This is a genomic window from Azospirillum formosense (assembly GCF_040500525.1).
In the GTDB taxonomy this organism is placed as follows: Bacteria; Pseudomonadota; Alphaproteobacteria; order Azospirillales; family Azospirillaceae; genus Azospirillum; species Azospirillum formosense_A.
On the sequence record NZ_CP159406.1, the window covers coordinates 22891 to 41822 of the forward strand.

At 64.1% G+C, this 18932-nt stretch carries 14 protein-coding genes; 7 read left to right on the forward strand and 7 right to left on the reverse strand.

The window, feature by feature from the left end:
- Positions 1–12: 12 nt before the first annotated feature.
- From ABVN73_RS27225 to ABVN73_RS27245, 5 genes are all read left to right on the forward strand, one after another.
- Positions 13–1758, forward strand: a complete 1746-nt coding sequence (locus ABVN73_RS27225; protein ID WP_353862000.1) for a tetratricopeptide repeat protein — start codon at positions 13–15, stop codon at positions 1756–1758.
- A gap of 167 nt (positions 1759–1925) precedes the next feature.
- Positions 1926–2489, forward strand: coding sequence for a dTDP-4-dehydrorhamnose 3,5-epimerase (gene rfbC, locus ABVN73_RS27230; protein ID WP_353862001.1), 564 nt, complete (start codon positions 1926–1928; stop codon positions 2487–2489).
- Between the two features lie 15 nt (positions 2490–2504).
- On the forward strand, positions 2505–3575 hold the full coding sequence (gene rfbB, locus ABVN73_RS27235) for a dTDP-glucose 4,6-dehydratase (protein WP_353862002.1): 1071 nt from the start codon (positions 2505–2507) through the stop codon (positions 3573–3575).
- Positions 3572–4474, forward strand: coding sequence for a dTDP-4-dehydrorhamnose reductase (gene rfbD / locus ABVN73_RS27240; protein ID WP_353862003.1), 903 nt, complete (start codon positions 3572–3574; stop codon positions 4472–4474). Before rfbB ends, rfbD begins: the two co-directional genes overlap by 4 nt.
- Before the next feature lie 311 nt (positions 4475–4785).
- Positions 4786–5826 carry a polysaccharide pyruvyl transferase family protein gene (locus ABVN73_RS27245; RefSeq protein WP_353862004.1) on the forward strand — a complete coding sequence of 347 codons (1041 nt, stop codon included), beginning with the start codon at positions 4786–4788 and terminating at the stop codon, positions 5824–5826.
- Positions 5827–5938: 112 nt separating this feature from the next.
- On the opposite strand, the gene ABVN73_RS27250 is transcribed toward ABVN73_RS27245, so the two are convergent.
- The 7 genes from ABVN73_RS27250 to ABVN73_RS27280 form a co-directional block, all read right to left on the reverse strand.
- Complete coding sequence (locus ABVN73_RS27250) at positions 5939–8248, reverse strand: hypothetical protein (RefSeq protein WP_353862005.1); 2310 nt, start codon at positions 8246–8248, stop codon at positions 5939–5941.
- A 279-nt stretch (positions 8249–8527) separates the two neighbouring features.
- Positions 8528–9301 (reverse strand): glucose-1-phosphate cytidylyltransferase, encoded by a 774-nt coding sequence (gene rfbF, locus ABVN73_RS27255; RefSeq protein WP_353862006.1) that lies wholly within the window; start codon positions 9299–9301, stop codon positions 8528–8530.
- 26 nt (positions 9302–9327) lie between these two features.
- The gene (locus ABVN73_RS27260; RefSeq protein WP_353862007.1) at positions 9328–10350 is read right to left on the reverse strand and encodes a glycosyltransferase; all 1023 of its coding nucleotides are present in this window, start codon (positions 10348–10350) and stop codon (positions 9328–9330) included.
- Entirely contained in the window at positions 10347–11288 is a 942-nt protein-coding gene (locus ABVN73_RS27265) for an NAD(P)-dependent oxidoreductase (RefSeq protein WP_353862008.1), read from the reverse strand. The genes ABVN73_RS27260 and ABVN73_RS27265 overlap by 4 nt, the downstream gene beginning before the upstream one ends.
- A complete protein-coding gene (gene rfbG, locus ABVN73_RS27270; protein ID WP_353862009.1) occupies positions 11285–12364 on the reverse strand; it encodes a CDP-glucose 4,6-dehydratase in 1080 nt (359 codons plus the stop codon). The genes ABVN73_RS27265 and rfbG overlap by 4 nt, the downstream gene beginning before the upstream one ends.
- 24 nt (positions 12365–12388) lie before the next feature.
- Positions 12389–13738: an NAD(P)/FAD-dependent oxidoreductase gene (locus ABVN73_RS27275; RefSeq protein ID WP_353862010.1), complete on the reverse strand. Its 1350-nt coding sequence runs from the start codon at positions 13736–13738 to the stop codon at positions 12389–12391.
- Positions 13739–13746: 8 nt separating this feature from the next.
- Positions 13747–14775 carry a lysylphosphatidylglycerol synthase transmembrane domain-containing protein gene (locus ABVN73_RS27280; protein WP_353862011.1) on the reverse strand — a complete coding sequence of 343 codons (1029 nt, stop codon included), beginning with the start codon at positions 14773–14775 and terminating at the stop codon, positions 13747–13749.
- A 557-nt stretch (positions 14776–15332) separates the two neighbouring features.
- Between ABVN73_RS27280 and asnB the strand changes: the two genes are divergently transcribed.
- Positions 15333–17171 carry an asparagine synthase (glutamine-hydrolyzing) gene (asnB, locus tag ABVN73_RS27285; protein WP_353862012.1) on the forward strand — a complete coding sequence of 613 codons (1839 nt, stop codon included), beginning with the start codon at positions 15333–15335 and terminating at the stop codon, positions 17169–17171.
- A 16-nt stretch (positions 17172–17187) separates the two neighbouring features.
- Positions 17188–18930: a glycosyltransferase gene (locus ABVN73_RS27290; protein ID WP_353862013.1), complete on the forward strand. Its 1743-nt coding sequence runs from the start codon at positions 17188–17190 to the stop codon at positions 18928–18930.
- The last annotated feature ends 2 nt before the right edge of the window (positions 18931–18932 follow it).

An 18932-nucleotide genomic window follows, 5' to 3' on the forward strand; every position in this document is an offset into this window, starting at 1 on the left:
GGTTGGTGTTCCATGCGGCATGTGCTGCGAACCGCCAGGAAACTGCTTGGCCGGGGATCGCCGGAGGATCTGTTCCAACGCGGCCTGAAGGAGCATGAACGCGGCCAGTACAAGGCCGCCTTCGATTCCTGGCTCGTCGCCGCGCGGGAAAACCACGCCGGGGCGCAGTACCGCATCGGCCGCCTGTACGACCTGGGCGAAGGAGTCCTGCGCAACGCCGTGGACGCGGTGGGTTGGTACCGTCAGGCGGCCGAACGCGGGAACGGCGACGCGCAGGCCCGCTTGGCCGAGATGTATTATTACGGCTGCGAAGGCAACAAGGGGGTGGCGCCGACGGATTCCGCCCTGGCGCTGCTTTTCCCCAACGGCCTGAAGATCGACCAGGATTACGACGAGGCCTTGCGCTGGGCCCGGGCGGCGGCGGAGCAGGGCATCGTCTCCGCGCAGGCCATGCTGGGTTACATGTACGCCTCCGGCTTCGGCATCACACCGGATTACGAGCAGGCCGAACTCTGGTACCGCCGTGCCGCCGAAGCGGGGAACGCGGCGGCCCAACTCGGGCTTGGGACCTTGTTCGCCGGCGGCTACAACGGCGCCCCCGATCACCAAACCGCCCATGACTGGTTCAAGCGGGCGGCGGACCAGGGCAGCCCGATGGCCTGGTACTATCTGGGCAACCAGTACACCACAGGGCTCGGCGTCGAGAAGGACCCCGCCGAGGCGGTGGCCTGTTTCAGCCGGGCGGCGGAGTCCGGAAACGCCGCGGCCCAACGGGCGCTGGGTATGATGCACGCCCGCGGGATGGGCGTTCCGCGCAACGCCGGGCTGGCCGAAACCTGGCTGCGCAAGGCGGCCGTCCAGGGCGATTCCGAAGCGATGGTGCTCCTCGGCGAGTTGCACAGCCGGGGCGATGGCGTGCAGCCCAACCTGTTCGATGCCGCGGCCTGGTATCGTGGCGCCGCCGAGTTGGGGCACCGCCGGGCCCAGCACATCATCGCCCAGATGTATCTGCACGGAACCGGGGTCCCGAAAGACGAGATGGAAGCCGTCCGCTGGTACGAACGGGCGGCGGGACAGGGCGACCCCCAGGCGCAGTTGCGCATTGGCGCCTTCTACGCCGAAGGCCGCGGGGTCGACCAGGACTACAGCCGCGCGATGGACTGGTTCCAGCGGTCGGCCGAGCAGGGCAACCCGGACGCCGGCTACAACATCGCGCTCCTGCACAGCCGGGGCCTGGGCGTTCCGCGCAGCCAGACGGCGGCGCTCGACTGGTACCGCCGCGCCGCCGAGCAGGGCAGCATGCTCGCCCAGTTCCGCCTGGGAGCGATCTTCGCGGCGGGCGAAGCCGTCCAGCAGGATTACGTCGAGGCGGCCAAATGGTCGCGCATGGCCGCCGAACAGGGGCACAGCGGCGCCCAGGTCAATCTCGGCCGCTTCCTCATGCAAGGGCTGGGCACCACTCCGGACTTCGCGGAGGCCGAACGCTGGCTGACCGCCTCCGCCCAGCAGAACGAGCCGACCGCGATGACCGCGCTCGGCGAGCTGTACGCCATCTGGCTCCCTGAGAAGAACCTGGCCAAGGCGAAAAGCTGGCTGGAGCGTGGAGCGGAACTTGGCGAGCCGCGCTCCAAGGCGCTGCTTGCCCAACTGCGCCAGCAGCATCCCGCGGGGAATGGCGGGAAGGCCGTGGAACCGCCGCCGGCGGCCCCGTCCCTGGCGCCCCCCGCCCCGAACGCGCCAAGCCAGGGGATCGGCTGACCGCCTCCACGTTCCGTCCGCTCCGTCCAGCCTGACCGGACGCCCCGTATCCGGGGCAGCCGGTCCGGTTTTACCGGTCCTTAAGCACGTTCGCGCAGATTGCTCATCGACAATGGGGGCTTTCAGCTTTACTTTCCGGCGTTCAGCACTGAAAAGGTCTTTTCTCCATGTCTTTTCTTGTAACCTCGCTGGAAATTCCCGAAGTCAAGATTATCAAACCAAAGAAACACGGCGATCATCGCGGTTTCTTCTCGGAGACATACAGCAAGCGGGCGTTCGAAGAGGCCGGGATCACGATCGATTTCGTCCAGGACAACCATTCATTCTCGGCTGAGCAGGGCACGGTGCGGGGCCTGCATTTCCAAACGCCGCCCTTCGCCCAGGACAAGCTGATCCGTGTGGCGCGCGGGGCCATTCTCGACGTCGCCGTCGATCTGCGGGTGGGGTCGCCAACGTACGGCAAGCATGTCTCCGCCGTGATTTCCGCCGCCGAATGGAACCAGATCCTGGTGCCGGTCGGCTTCGCCCATGGTCTGGTGACGTTGGAACCCGACACCGAGGTTCTCTACAAGGTCAGCCAGATCTATGCTCCCGATCATGACAAGGGGTTGCTTTGGAACGATCCGGCTCTGGACATCCGCTGGCCTGTGCCTGAAGCGGACGCCATCCTGTCGGCCAAGGACCGGGTGCAGCCACGGCTCGCCGACCTGCCTGCCTCCTTCTTCTACTGATCGGGATTGCGCGCGATGAAGGTGATCGTAACCGGCGGGGCCGGGTTTATCGGATCGTCGCTGATCCGCTTTCTGATCGGCGAGACCGACGCCGAGGTGATCAACGTCGACAAGTTGACCTACGCCGGAAACCTGGCCTCCCTGGCAAGCGTGGAGACGCACGCGCGCTACCGGTTCGTCAAGGCGGACATCTGCGACCGCCGCGCCATGACGGACCTGTTCGCCGCCGTTCGCCCCGACGCGGTGATGCATCTGGCCGCGGAAAGCCATGTCGACCGATCCATCGAAGGTCCGGCCGCCTTCGTCGAGACCAACATCGTCGGCACCTATACCCTGCTGGAGGCCGCCCGCGGCTATTGGTCCGGGCTGCCGGCGCCGGCGCGCGACGCCTTCCGCTTCCATCACATCTCCACCGACGAGGTGTACGGGTCGCTGGGGGCGGAGGGACTGTTCACCGAAACCACCCCCTACGCCCCGACCAGCCCCTACTCCTCCAGCAAGGCGTCGTCGGATCATCTGGTCCGCGCCTGGCACCACACCTATGGGCTGCCCACGCTGGTCACCAACTGCTCCAACAACTACGGCCCCTACCATTTTCCCGAAAAGCTGATCCCGTTGATGATTCTCAAGGGGTTGGAAGGCAAGCCGCTGCCGGTTTACGGGAACGGCGAGAATGTGCGCGACTGGCTGTTCGTCGAAGACCATGCGCGGGCGCTGTGGACGGTGGTGAACGCCGGGCGCGTCGGGGAGACCTACAACATCGGTGGTGAGGCCGAGCAGCGCAACATCGACGTGGTGGTCCGGATCTGCGACCTTCTCGATGAGATGGTGCCGGGGGCGGCGCCGCGCCGCGGACTGATCACCTTCGTTTCCGACCGGCCGGGCCATGACGCCCGTTACGCGATGGACATCACCAAGATTTCAGGCGAACTCGGCTGGAGGCCGCGCGAGAGCTTCGAAAGCGGCCTGCGCAAGACCGTTGCGTGGTATCTGGACAACCGCTCCTGGTGGGAGGATATCCGCAGCGCCCGCTACGCCGGGGAGCGTCTGGGTCTGGCCGCTCCCGTTACGGTGACCGCAGGATGAGGCGCGTTCTGCTGACCGGCGGCGACGGGCAACTCGGCTGGGAGGTGGCCCGCCGTGCCGCAGCGGCCGGTGTCCTGTGCCGGGCCGCCGGACGGGCGGATCTGGACATCACGGACCGCGACGCCGTCCGCCGCATGGTCGGGGAAACCGACTGGAGCGCGGTCATCAATGCCGCCGCCTACACGGCGGTGGACCGGGCGGAGACGGACGCCGCCGCGGCCTATGCCGTCAACCGGGATGGGCCGGCCCATCTGGCCGGCGCCTGCGCCGAGGCGGGCGTTCCGCTTCTGCATGTCTCCACCGATTATGTGTTCGACGGCAGCAAGGCGGCCCCCTACCGGGAAGACGATCCGGTGGCGCCGCTCGGCGTTTATGGCGCCAGCAAGCTGGCCGGCGAGGAAGCGGTGCGCAGCCTCTGCGCCCAGCACATCATCCTGCGCACCGCCTGGGTCTATGGCGTCCATGGACACAACTTCGTCAAGACCATGCTGCGGCTCGGCCGCGAACGCGACCGGCTTCGGGTCGTCGACGACCAGCGCGGTTGCCCGACCGCCGCCGGTGATCTGGCGGACGTCCTTCTGACGCTGGCCGGAAGGCTGGGCGCCGGACAGGCCCCGGAAAGCGCCTTCGGCACCTTCCACGCCACGGGGCAGGGGGATACGAGTTGGTGCGGCTTTGCCCGGCACATCTTCGCCCTGGCGGAGTCCCGGCTTGAGCGCATCCCTGCGGTGGACCCGATCACGACGGCAGACTTTCCGACCCCCGCGCGCCGGCCAGCGAATTCCGTGCTCGACTGCGACCGCTTGGCGCGCGTGCATGGCCTGAGGCTGCGCCCATGGAAAGACGCGCTTGCCGAAACGCTGAACAGCCTGCTGCCGCCCCAGCCGCTTCCTGGGTGACCGACCAAGCCCGAAGGGAAACGGCCGACCGGCCCCAAGGCGGGCGCTGAAGCCGAGGCGACCAGCTTCCGCCCGCTCCGGGAGGCCGATGCGCTGCCCGCGCATGATCCTTCACCGCCGCCGGACGCGCTCGGGAGCCCTTGGAAGCCTTGTAAATGAGGCGATATCTGGTAACATAACCTCTAAAAAATGCACAAATCCAAGGCGCATTAATGAATGATCAGTCGATCATCGTTGCATGGTATTTTCCCATGCATCAATGAACGCCTTTTATAATGATCTGAAAGAAGGAAATTTGGAGATTTTCAGCCGTGACCCAAGGAATAGATATTCATTTATTTAGCGCCGCCGGTCACAACAATTACGGCGACGATCTGATCACAGAAATGTGGCTTGAGAAGCTGCGCAACGCGAAAGCGAAAATCTCTTTGTATTGTGGCGGGGCGTTCAAACCTGACGCAGTCTATAAAAATCTTTCGGGAATCCATAATTTTTGGAATGGTGTTGAAAAAATTCCGAGCATGACGGGAGACAAGGACCTCGTCATTCTTACCGGTGGCGGATATTCAAATATACTTTTCGATGTTTCGCCACGTTTGTTTCGTGCGATCGCTCGCGCGCCAGCCAACTCTGTGATTTGGACAGGGGCTGACATCTTTCCGCAAAGCGATGAAACCATGGCGCTCTTGGAGAACTGCCGATCGTCTTTCCGTTTTGTGGAAACACGCGACAAAACATCTTGTGATCTTTTCAATCGTGCCGGAATCAAGGCGCGCTGTGGCGTCGATGACATTTTCATGTTTCCAAAGTCAAGAATCGCTGAGGTTTTCCCGAGTGAAAATAGAAACCTCATTTTGAACGTTCAAAATCAATTCGTCGACAGTGCGTCGTTGAATGACGTAACGAAGATGATTGAGCATCGTTTCGCGTCTGAAGGTTTCGACAGAATCGTTTCGTATGAATTGTGCAGAGACTCGGACAGCGACATAGCTGAGATTTTGCTGAAAAAAGGGCTCCCCGTGTCGATTGTCACTCGCGACATGATTGGCAACAGGTCCTTGAGAATACCAAGCAAATCAAAATACATAACGACGCGATTCCATTTCCATCTGGCCATGTGCCGTATTGGAGCGGAAGGAACCTGCATATCCCTTAACGAATATTACGACAACAAGCATAGGGCCGTGATTGAACACTTTCCCAAGGCCAAGAGAAGCATTGTGTGGTCGACAAAAGCGAATGAGACCATTTCATATTACAAGAATTTCCCGTGGATTTCCTCTTTTCGAGACGGAAATCTAATGAAGCGCAAACGGGGTACGGTCGCCGAGACCATTGAGGGCTTTCTGTAAAATCTGGCCGCCATCCGGAGACGAACACCGGCCGGCCGGTGTTCGTCACGGCCGCCCCCGCCGACCGAAGCAAGCGCAAAGCCTGATGGGTCAGGCTTTGCGCCCCACGACGTCAGTTGGGTGAGGCGCCGTCAGCGCACGAGGAGCCGGGCTTGACCTGGATCGGCATGTTTCCGCCCCAGGCGATGGGCCGGCTGTCGTTGGGAAAGCGCATTTCCGGGGTGGACGCGACCAATCGGACCGACAGGCTGTCCTGGGGGGAGCGGAGGGTGAAGGACACGGCCCGGGGGGATTGAATGGTTCCGCCGGCGATCTTCAGAATGTCCGGCTCGGCTTTGCCATCGGTCTCGACCGACAGGGTTGTATCGCCCTCTCCGCCGAACGCCTCCAGAGTGACGCACGCGACGCCATTGGCCAAGTTCACATCCAGCCTGGAATCCTTGCGGAACCATCGGAACTTGCGGTCGCCTACCGTTTCCAGCCCATAGGCCCCGTCGCTCACGAGCGCGGTGCGGCTCTGCGTGTCGATGATATCGACCAGGGAAGGCAATACGATACGTCCCGAACCATCGAAGTCCATGGACAGAAGAACGGCTCCGCTTTGCGGCAGGGTGCTCATAAGCTCAAGATGAGCCTTGTGCCGACGGGCCATCCTCTCCAGCGAGAACAGCTCGGTGGTGGGCACGATCAGGCCGATGGACTTGAGGTCGGGAAGTGTCTCCTCAAACGTGCGTCTCCGGTACACGGATGGATAGCCGCCAAACATCTGGAAGCTGTAAAAGTAATCAGGCAGAAGCGACGGCTCGATGAAGATCCGTCGTCCGCGCAGATTCAGCCACACCTGCTCCGCCGCCACCGCCATATCCGCGTCGATGGAGCCGCCGACCGTGCTGTAGGTGGGCGCCGTGGTGTAGCGCGCGATCGGAAGGCCGGGCCTGGCGGCGATCAGGGCGGAGACCGCAACGATGCCGGCCAGGACGGCGTAACCAGTGGCTTCGCCCCTGCCGGTTCCCAGGCCGGCCGGCCGCCACGCCCGCCACGCAAAGCCCAGGCCCGCCACGGCGATCGCGCTGAACATGGCGCCGCCATACCACAGGGGCACATCCTTGATCAGGTCCCATTGATTGAAGGGCGACAGGACGCGCAGGCCGAGATGCAGATGGACGAGGATTACGACCAACGTCGCCAAGGGCATGGCGGCCACGGCGATCAGCGCGGGAGGCAGGCTCCTTCCGACGAAGGCCATAACGGCCATCACGGCCAGGCCCAGCGCGATGACGGCCGGCTGGGAAGGGTAGAAGAACATCAGTTTGATGAAGCCGGTTTCGCCATCCAGCGGAGGCCTGACCTCAACAACCTCCGACCCGTCGGCGTTAATCCACGCCATGATCTTCACTTCGGCAGGGAGAAGCAGCGCGCAGGCGATCATCAGCAGGACGGGAAGGGCCGGCAGCAGAAAACTGATGCTTTTGCGCAGGCGGGCCAGCGTCGAACCGAACCGTCCAACCGCCGCAAGGGCCAGAAGGGCGCCCAGAGCGGCCACGCCGTAGGCGAGCAGGAGAAGCCAGTACGGCTTGCGTATCATGCCCGCAACGGCAACCGGCAAGGTGACCGCGTTGATGATCAGGAGCCAAAGGGCGACCGTCCGGAACTGCGCCGCGGTGGCCGCGAAGATCAGCCAGAGCGCCAGGGCGATCAGCATGTAGGGTACGGTGACGATCCCCAGGACCGCCGCGACGGCGAAGAACAGTCCGGCCTCGACCCCACGGGTCTCGACGTCCGGTCGACAAAGGGTCGCCATGAAGGCAACGCTGAACAGAACGCCGTAGATGGAGTCCTTGCCCAGCTCGATCACGCCGTAGAGGCCGAACACGCTGACCAGCATCAGAAGAGCCAGAAGCGCGGCGCTGACCAGAGGATGCGGCAATTCGAGCGCCCGGACGACGTAGACGCAGACGAAGACCGCGATCACCAGCAGCAACGGCTTGAAGCCTGCGGCGATCGTCACCAGGGGAATGTCCGGCAAGGCCGTTCCCACCGGTGCGATCAGGCCGGAGAAGCCGATCATCGAATCCGCCGGGCCGATCCGCCCCCAAAGGACCTCCTGCGTCCAAAGAAGCTGCCCGGAATCGAACGTGTGCGGGAATTGCAGGAACGCCCAGACGCCGATCGTCAGCGCGGCAAGCGTGGCGGCCACGGCCCAGGGGTTGGCCCATTCCCGGACGATCCGCCGCATCTCGGCCATGGGACGGACGGTTGCCGCGAGAAGGGCGACGATCCCAAGGTCCGTCCCCAACTGGATCGGAACCAGCAAAGCCGGGGAACGGAACATGTCCAGCTTGAACAGGACCAGAAAACGAACGGCCCCCCACATCATTCCCCAGCCGAAGACCGACAATATGTTGGCGGAGCTGTCGTCCATACGCACCACTCCCCTCTTGGCGAGGGACGCATGAACGGTCAATCCAACAAGAATTATTGAAAAGAACGAATGAATGGTGGCGTAGGAGAGTATTGTCAGAAAACTATCCGGCATTTCTCAGCCTCAAAGGATACAGACGCTGGAACAGCATGAGGCGAAGGATGCACTTGCCATTGTCAAGCCAGCCATCCTTCGCCCCGGAGCGGTGTGTCCCGCAGGGTCCTTCGACGGGAACGGCATCGCCGAAATCGGCCTTGCGGCCAGCGATGCCCCCGACCCTCAAGTCCAGCTTTTCCAGGGAGCCGCGCCGGAGGCCCAGAGGTCCTCCAACTGGCGCTTGTCGCGCAGGGTATCGACGGGCTGCCAGAATCCCCGGTGCTTGTACGCCTGCAGATTGCCCTGGTTGGCGAGTTGCTCCAGCGGCTCGTTCTCCCAGCTCGTGGCGTCGCCCTCGATCAGATCGATAGCGCTGGGCTCCAGGACGAAGAAGCCGCCGTTGATCCAGCCCACTTCGTCGCGCGGCTTCTCGCGGAAGGCGCGCACCTTGTCGTCGCCATCGATTTCCAGGACACCGAAACGACCGGGCGGTTGAACCGCCGTGACCGTCGCCGTCTTGCCGTGGCTGCGGTGGAAGGCGGCCAACTGGCGGATGTTCACATCGGCCACGCCGTCTCCATAGGTCAGCATGAAGGTCTCGTCGCCGATGAAGGGACGGACCCGCTTCAGGCGGCCGCCGGTCATCGTGTTCGGTCCGGTGTCCACCAGCGTGACCTTCCACGGTTCGGTCACGGCGTTGTACTGGCGGGTCTCCCCCGTCACAAAATCGAAGGTGACGTCGCTTGTATGAAGAGCGTAGTTCGAAAAGTATTCCTTAATATAATACCCCATATAACCCAGGCAAATCACAAAATCATTGAAACCGTTTTGGCTGTATATCTTCATGATATGCCAAAGAAGCGGCTTGCCACCAACTTCGATCATCGGTTTCGGCTTGGTCTGCGTCTCTTCGGAAATACGCGTCCCAAGGCCTCCGGCAAGAATGACAACTTTCATTGATGCACCCCTTGAAGCAAGCCGTCTCAGCAGATCTTATCGGCGAGCAAAGTTTCCGCATGCGCCCGGTCTGTTTGGCCGGTTGTCGTGATCGCACCATCTCGCGGCCGATCGATGACACTCTCGATGATGACAAAAGGCGAGCGCTTTACATTCTTGTAAATCCTTCCAATGTATTCCCCTATGATTCCGAGGAAGAACGCATTCATTCCAATCGAAAGAAGAAGGAGAATACTGCCGCTCGCCAAGCCTTCCGGCCAGTCATAGCGGATGAAGACGCGGCTGACGATGTAATAGAGCGTGCCGAGAATGGACAGCAGCACCATGAAGGCGCCCATCAAGGTGGCCAGCCGAAGCGGAATGACGGAATGGTTGAGGATTCCGTCGGCCGCCAGATTGATCAGGTGACGCAGTTTGAACTTGCTGGCGCCCACGGCACGGGCGCTGCGGTCGTAGGGCACGCCGATTTGGGAGAAGCCCAGCGTCGCGATCATGCCGCGAATGTAGGGCTGCTGGTCCTCGATCTTGCACAGCTCGTCCAGCACGACGCGGTCGATCAGGCGGAAGTCGCCGGCGTCGTGCGGGAGATGATCCTCGCTGAGCGCGTCGATCATCCGGTAGAAGATCTTGCGCGTGGTGGACATCACGGGGGATTCCTCCGGCCGCGAGCGGCGGACGCCGTAAACCACCTTGTGCCCTTCCTCCCACAGCTGGATGAAGCGGGCGATCAACTCGGGCGGGTCCTGAAGGTCGCAGTCGATCTGAATGGCCGCCGCCCCCCGAGCGTGGCGGTAGTTGGTGAGGATCGACTTCTGGAACCCGAAATTGCGCGAGAAGCGGATGACCCGGACCCGCGGGTCGCGCTGCGCCAGCGTGGCCAGTTCCTCGAAGGTCCGGTCGGTGCTGTGGTTGTCCGTGATGACCAGCTCGAAATCATAGCGGTCGGACAACGGCTCCATAACCGCGCTGATCCGCTTGTACAGCGGCTCGATGTTTCCTTCCTCGTTGAGAACGGGAACGCAGATGGAGATCAGCTTGGTTTCAGTCATCTCAGGGCGCTTCCATGAGCGTGAAAAGCCGCGATTGTTTCCCGGATGCCATCCTTCAGCCCGACCTTTGGCCTCCAGGCGGTGGACGCAACGAACCGGCCGTTGTCCCCGACCATCCACATGATGTCGTCCGGACGGTAGGGCCGCGCGCCGAAGTTGAACCGGTCGGGCCGGCAGCCAAGGGCGGCGGCCACCTCTTCGGCAACGGAACGGATGGAGGTGGCCTGTCCGGAGCACAGGTTCATCGGACCGAGCCGCCCCTGCAAGGCGGCTTCGGCGGCGGCAATCAGCCCTTCCACCACATCCCCGATGAACAGCATGTCGCGCATCTGCTCACCCGGCGTCAGATCCACCGTCTCACCCGCGGAAAGGCGGCGAAGGATGTAGGGGATCAGGCGGTTCGGTCCTTCGCCGGGGCCATACACCCCGAACAGACGCAGCCATTGGAACGCCAAGCCGGCGCTCGCCGCCATGGATTGGCCGACCAGCCCTCCGGCGGCCTTGCTGGCGCCGTAGAGCGCCGTCGCGGTCAAGGGCGCTTCCTCACGCAGCCGAACGCCCTGGCCCGCCGGCCCGCAATCGGCGTATTCCGAACAGGACCCACTGTACACGAAGGCCCGCGCCCCCATCCGCCGGGACAGTTCGACCATGGCCCGGGTGCCGGCCACGTTGGCGTCGAACATCGCTTCGGGGGACCGCTGCTCCGGAGCGACCCCGTAGGCGGCCAGGTGAAAGACCACATCGACGCGCCGGTCACCCGGATCGACCGCCCCGGCTTGGCTCAGCGACGGCACGCGCAGGACGGAACAGCCCGGCGGAGCGGGAGCGTCGCCGCGGACGAGACAGGTGACCGCGACCCCGGCTTCCGTCAAGGCCCGCACCAGAGCCGAGCCGATGAAGCCGCTTCCCCCGGTCACCAGCGCGCTGGAGAAGGTCATGCCCCGGTCCGCTCCATGTAGTCGGCGAGCTGCCGGTCGAGCAGGGATGACGTCGCACCGGGATTCTCGGAATGCGCGCGGTACCATTCGGCCGTCAGCCTGACGGTCTCGTCGAAATCGAGCGCCGGATGCCAGTTGAGCCGCGCCATCGCCTGGGCGATGTCCAGCTTGAGGAAGTTCGCCTCGGGCAGCGCCGAGGGAACATGCCGGACCTCGATGGGGTTTCCGCCCCAGGAGGCGATGAAGCGCTCCGTCAGCGTCCCGACATTCGCCTCGTTGCGCATCCCGGGGCCGAAGTTCCACGCCGTGGCGACGTCCATCCCGTCCTCCTGATGGAGGCGATGGGCGAGCGTCAGGTAGCCGCGGACGAGTTCGAGGACATGCTGCCAGGGACGGGTCGCCTGCGGATTGCGCAGCACGATCGGCTCGCCGGCCAGAATGGCCGCGACGATGTCGGGAACGATCCGGTCCTCCGACCAGTCACCGCCGCCAATGACGTTGCCGCCGCGCGCGGTCGCCATCCGGACCCGCCCGTCCTTGGCGAACATCGTCTGGCGATAGGCGGAGGCCACCAGCTCCGCACAGGCCTTGCTGGCGCTGTAAGGATCCTTGCCGCCGAGAGCGTCGGTTTCGCGGTAGCCCCACACCCACTCCCGGTTCTCGTAGCATTTGTCGGTCGTGACGGCGACGATGCTGCGCACCGACGGGCAGGAGCGGGCGGCCTCCAGGACATGGACCGTCCCCATGACGTTCGAGGCGAAGGTCTCGACCGGCTCCCGGTAGGAACGGCGGACCAGAGCCTGGGCGGCCAGATGGAAGACGATCTCGGGCTGCGCGCGATCGAAGACCTGGGCGACGGGCTCCAGGCTTCGGATGTCGCCGATGACGGAGGTCATGCCCTCGGCGATCCGCGCCTCTTCGAAGAGGCTGGGCCGGCCCTCCTCCGGCGGCAGCGAAAGGCCGGTGACCTCAGCCCCGCAGCGTTTCAGCCAAGCGCACAGCCAGCCCCCCTTGAAGCCGGTGTGACCGGTGACCAGAACGCGCTTGCCCGCATAGAATTCCCGCAGAATGCTCATCCGATCGATCCCTTGGGCTGCTGGTCAGGCCGGAACGGCTTGGGGACGGGTGGAAGCCAACTGTTCCGCGATCTTGATGCCGATCGCCCGCCCGTCGCGAATGGCGTAATTGGTGCCCCGGTCCTCCGGATAGATCTGCGCCATGGTCGCGAGATGGACCCCCGCCACGGGCGTGTCGGCCGACGGCATGATGCGGGAGTAATGCGGTTCGGCGATCGGCTGGGCATAGGCCGCCCGCCACACGTCGTGGCCTTTGATCCAGGACCGGTCGAACGACGGGAACATCCGCTGGACGTGCGGCAGGGCGTAGTTCAGCATCTCGTCCCTGTCCATGCGGTAGAGCGGATCGCTTTCCGGCAGGTACCGCGACAGATAGACGATGTGCTTTCCACCGTAGGAGCTCGCCGGCTCGAAGTTGGTGTGCTCGATGATCCCGACGAAGGGGAAGCTCGGGTCGTTCACGTTGAGCCAGTAGGTCTCGGACAGGCTGCGGTCGAGCTGCAGGACCAGGCAGACGTTGGCGAGATACTTGACCCGCCGCAGCCGCTCGGCGTAGGCGGCGTCATGCGGCGCCATCAGATCGGCGACGATCGGCAGGGCCGGGGTGCACAGGACGGCGTCGGCGTCGATCGTGCCGTCGGCGGTCTCGACACCGGAGACCCGCCCGTTCTCGACACGCAGGCCCCGGGCCGGGGTCGAGTAGCGGATCGTGCCGCCGAGTTCGGTCACGCGCGCCGCCAGGCTGTTGGCCAGGGCGGCGAAGCCGCCCCGGTAGTAGGCGAGCATCTCGGCGCCGCCCTTCGCCCGGCTGCCGCCGCGCAGGACCAGCTTCTTCCAGAACCAGACCGCCGAAACCTGATCGGCGAAGGCGCCGAACTTGCCGACCAGCAGCGGCTCCCAGACGACGCGGTAGACCTCCTTGCCGCACAACCCGATCAGCCAATCCTTGGCGGTCAGATGCTCGATGGTGCGCCAGTCCTTGACCAGGCGAACCTGGAAGACCAGCAGGCCCAGACGAATGCGGTCGATCAGGCCGAGCGGGTTGAAGCGCAGAACGTCCATCGGGCTGCTCAGGCGAAAGAAATTCTTCGCGTAATACATGCCGGTGCGGGTCTGGCGGTAAACGATGTTCTCGGTCTCGCCCAACTCCTCCACCAGATCGGTGACGTAGCGGTCGTTGGTGAACCAGTGATGATAGAAGCGCTCAAGGACCGAGCCGCCGATATCGAAACCCGCGGCCAGCCCGCCGGGCTCGCTGTCGCTTTCCAGGACGGTGACGCGATGGCCCGCCTTGCACAGTTCATAGGCGGCCGACAGACCGGTGAAGCCAGCACCGATGACGACGACGTGACGGGGATGGTTGGTCGCGGGCATGTCTGGACTCAGTTATGATTCGAGGTTTCGGGAAGAGCGGCAACAGTCGGAGAGGCTCCGCCCAAGCTGTTGGCGAGAAGAAAGGCGAGGCCGACGATCGCGGTCGTCCCCACGAGAACAAGATGCACGACGATGGCGAAAGCCGCCGCAAGGTTGCGGTCGGCCCCGAAGACGGTCAGCGCTTCCGTTGTGAAATAATGGAAGGTGCCGACATAGCCTGGAGAGCTGGGCAGCAAGGTGGACAGCGTGCCGACCGCCAAGGCGAAGAAGGAACTGGCGAGACCGCCCGTCCAGCCGAGCGCCACGGCGGTCAGCACGAAAACGCCGCCCTCGCAGGCCCAGGCGCCCAAGGACAGGCCGAGCAGGGACGCCAGCCGCGCGGGACGGCACAGGATCGCCATGGCCGCCAGCGTCTCGTCGATCTTGCCGACCAGGCCGCTCAGCGCCGGAACGGACGTTCCGATCTTGGAGAGCAGAAGGCGCAGCGGGCCGGGCAGGAGAAGAACCGCCACGGCCGCCGTGGGGATCACCATCATCAGGATGGAAAAGCCGGATTGGATGGCCGGCGGCACCAGCCCGTCCGGCAGGAAACGCACGGCCAGTCCGAAGACGGCCAGCAGAACCACGAGATCGAGGACCCGTTCCACGATCATGGTGCCGAGCAGGGCCATGCCGGACGCCCCGAGGCGGCTGCGGAAGGCGACCACCCGAACGACATCGCCGGCCCGCATGGGCAGCACGTTGTTCAACGCAATGCTGATCATGAAGGGAGCGACGCAAAGACGATAGGAGATGTCCGAGGAGAGACCGCGCAGCATCACGAACCAGCGGGCAATCTTGAGCACGTACGCCGCCGTCAGGAAGCCCAGCGCGCCGACGAGCCAACCGATTTGGATGCCGCTGATCGCGTGTTTCACCTTGTCGACATCGACGGCGCCATATAAGACATAAACAAAGAGAGCCGTAACAATAATGCCCCCGACAACTTTGATGACGCCTTTCAAATCAAAGGTCCTGGGCCGTTGCGATGCTGTCACGCTGCTTCCTCTCGTGGCGTCCGGCAATAGCCATAGCTGCTGGGTAGGCTTGTGCAAGCTCTGAGTAGCTATCTTTGCCTTCCCGGGCAAGGGAAATAGGCTGGCGCGGGCGGTGCGTTTCCCGCAAACGGCCTTATCCATGAGACCGCCAGTTGGTCGTAGAGCGTGATTTTTTTGCGCAGGGCCTTCGGTCGATGCGCGTCGGTCGAAGGTGGCTCCGCCCGATGCGGTCGAAGCCGCTTCGCGGGCGTCGGGCTTCGCACGGGATGCAGGATCGTCTGCCGGAACTGGTGCGGCAGCCTGCGCGGTCCGGTCAACCCGCTCCGCCGGCTCGGCGGGGGAACTGATCAACTCCAAGCGTGTGTTCCGGATCGGGAATGCGCGTCTTTCCGCGCCCCCGGTGGGCGCAAGAGACCTGCCCGGACCGCGCCATTACCCTGCGGCGCCCGCCGGATTAAGCATGCCGAAACATTTGACTGTCAGTTTTTCAGTCAGAATGTGACAAGTGCGGGCGCGCGCAACCCCTGTGCGTGTCGCTGCGACGCAAGGTATGATTCATGTGCGGCATTGCAGGAATATTGGATCTCGACGGGCGATTTTCCTCCAGGGATCTGGCTGCGATCGTGTCCGCCATGACGGACAGCCTGCAACACCGCGGACCCGATGATCAGGGCGTCTGGGTGGCGCCCGGCGGACGTTGCGTTCTGGGACACCGGCGCTTGAGCATCATCGACACGTCGGCCGCCGCCCGGCAGCCGATGGTGGACGACGCGGGATCGGCCATCACCTATAATGGAGAGCTGTACAACTACCTCGAGCTGCGCAAAGAAGTCGTCCGCAATGGCGCCGAATTGCGGACGCGGTCCGATACCGAGGTCTTCCTCGCCGGGCTCGCGCAGCAGGGAAATGAATGGTTTCCCAAGGTCGACGCCATGTTTGCCTTGGCTTTCTTCGACTCGAAGCGCCGCCATCTCATCCTGGCGCGTGACGCTTTCGGCGAAAAGCCGCTGTACTACACTGTTCAGAACGGGCTTTTCGCCTTCGCCTCGGAACTCCAGGCCCTGACCTGCATTCCTGGCTTCGATGCCACCGTGGACGACGAGGCCATCGGCCTTTATCTCTCATTCCAATACGTGCCGGCGCCGCGCACGATCTACCGGTTCTGCCGCAAGCTGCCGCCGGGCTGTCATCTTACGATCGACGAGACCGGCGTCCATGAACCCATCCGCTATTACACCTTCTCCACCAGCGCCGGGGTCGAGGCGACCACGTCCCTGGACGAGGAGGCGGACCGGCTCGAAGAGATCCTGCTGCTCTCCCTGCGCCGCCGCCTGTTGAGTGATGTCCCGCTCGGCGCCTTCCTGTCGGGAGGCGTCGATTCCTCGACGGCTGTGGCGCTCATCACCCGGAAGCTGGGACTCCCGATCCGAACCTTCTCGATCGGCTTCGAAGGCACGGAGAACACCGAGCACGAAGCCGCGCGGGCCATCGCCAGACATCTGGGCACCGACCATCTTGATCAGCTCGTGTCCCCCGTGGACATCGCGCGCATGTCCTCCTTCATCGCCGGCCAGCTGGACGAACCCAACGGCGACAGCTCGTGCATGCCGACCTACCTTCTTTCCGAACTGGCCAGGAAACACGTTACCGTCGCCATTTCCGGCGACGGCGGCGATGAAATCTTCGGTGGGTATGACCGCTACTTCCATTGCCAGGAAGCCGCGCTGCAAAATCACGAACGGATCAAGGCCGGTACATGGCACATCGGACGCGATTATTATTCATCGCGCATCCTGATTTTCGATGATCGCGATCTCTCCCTCCTGTGCGGCGGAATGCCGGCGGCGGCGGCAACGGCGCTGAAGACGTTGCGCGGCCGGATCGACGACGACCCCCGCCCGCTGGTGAACGTCCTGCGCGAACTCGATGCCGGGAACTACCTGCCGGGGGCCGTCCTTCCTAAGGTCGACCGCATGAGCATGCGGCACAGCCTGGAAGTGCGCACACCCTACCTGTCGGTGGACGTCGCCGCGTTCGGGGCCCGTCTGCCCGCCGCCCACATCAGCGCCGGCCGGAACGGGAAGCTCGTCCTCAAACGGCTCGCGTCGCGCTATCTGCCGGCCGATTGGATGGCCCGCCCCAAGATGGGGTTTGGGTTGCCGATGCTCAATTGGGCCGGGCCGGATCTCGCGACACGGACGTTGGCTCTCCTGTCGGAGTCGGAGGCCCGCCTGCCCTGCTGGATTCCGCGGGAAGGCATCCGCGCCTTTTTCGAGCAGCGGGGGCCGTCGATTTCCGTCTATCAGCTCTGGAGCCTGCTGATTCTGGAACATTGGCTGCGCAACCACCCGGCGGAACCGGCGAACGGACCCGTCCGCAGACTGTCCAAGGCATGATTGTGCGATGACCCCTATGTTCGATGACGATCCTGAATCCCTCTATGAAGCCATTTTCGAAGGCCGCATGAAGGCGGTGGGCTGGGGAGCGATCGCTGCGTTTCCCTATTACCAGCTCCATTGCCCCTTTCCGATCGATTACCTGGTCGACAGCGATGTTGGAAAATGGGGCTCCTCGATCGACGGCGTGCCGATCCGGTCGCCGGAAGCGTTGCGTGACGAACCACCCGGTTCCGTCGTGGTGATCGTGTTCCCGTTCTACGACAAGGCGATTGCGGCCCAGATCCTTCTTCAGCTGAAATCCTACGGCCAGTTCCGGGCCATTCCACCGATTTCCCTGGAGCGGGACCGGGCGCTGGTCCGTTCCGCGATGGAACGCTGCCTTGTCCGGACCGCCCAAGAGGCGTCCGATCTATCTCCGGCGTTGCAGCGCGCGCGCGCGGTTCTCAACACGCCGGTGGATTCGACGTTGCAGGAGCATCTGCGGACGATCCGCGCCCGGCATCGCCGGAACGACGCGCCGTCCGTCCGCCGGCGCGTGCGTCTTGTCATCGGCTGCCTCCAGCCTGGCGGGGCGGAGCGGCAGATTTGCTACCTCGCCGTCGGGCTGAAGCAGCGGGGCTGGGACGTCGCGCTGCTTTCCTTCGCTCCCCCCCAGGCCGGAGCCGAACATTACGCCGACCTTCTGAAACGGGAGGGCGTTCCGCTCGAGGTTCTGCCGTCGGCCCGCGAAATCTTCAGCGGCCTGCAGTCGGATCCCGAATTCTTCGATCTTTTCCAGACCGCCTCGCCGATCCTGAAGCGGCTTCCACTCTACATGATCCACTGGACGATCGCGGCTTTCCGCCGCTTCTCCGCTGACCGGCCGAGCCTGGTGGTCGCCTATCTCGATCCGGCCAACATAGCCACCGGTCTGGGCGCCCTGCTGGCCGGGGTCGATCATGTGGCGTTGTCCGGACGGAATGTCCATCCCGGCAACTTCCCGAATCTCTACCTCGACGGTGTCGACTGGATCCGCGATCTGTACGGCGAGATGAGCCTGTTCCCCGAGGTCCGGATCTCGGCCAACAGCATCGTCGGGGCGCATTCCTACGCCGAGTGGATCGGCCTGCCCCATGAGGCGGTGGCCGTCGTCCCCAACGGCATTCCTCCGGACAGCGGGGCGCCGCCCGCCGACACGATCCGGGCGGTGCGCGCAGAGCTTGCCGTGGGCGGCGATACGCCGTTGATCGTTGGTGTTTTCCGGCTGGCCGAGGAAAAACAGCCTCTCCTGTTCGTCGATGTCGTTCAACGACTGCATGCCGCCGGAGCGGTGTTCAAGGCCGCGCTGGTCGGCGATGGGCCGATGGCGCCGGCCATGCGCGAGAGGATCGAACAGGCCGGCCTCTCGGAGCGGCTGCGCCTTCTCGGGGTGCGGGAGGACGTGCGCGCCGTCCTCGCCGCCGCGGACCTCGTCCTGCACGTCGCCCGTGTCGAAGGGCATCCCAACGTCCTGCTTGAAGCGCAACTCCTCGGCAAGCCGATCGTCACGACGGCGGCCGGCGGAACGGTCGAAGTGCTGGCGCCCATGCATCTCGGCCAGGTCTGCCCGTCCGGCCGGGCTGACGAACTGGCGGAGCGCTGCCAGACGATCCTCGGCGACCTGGCCGAGGCCAAACAGCGGTCGGCGGCGGCCGGAGCCTGGGTCGCCGACCGGTTTTCCATTGCCAATCTGGTGACCAACACCCTGATCGGCGCCGGTCTGCCGGAAGACGCATAATG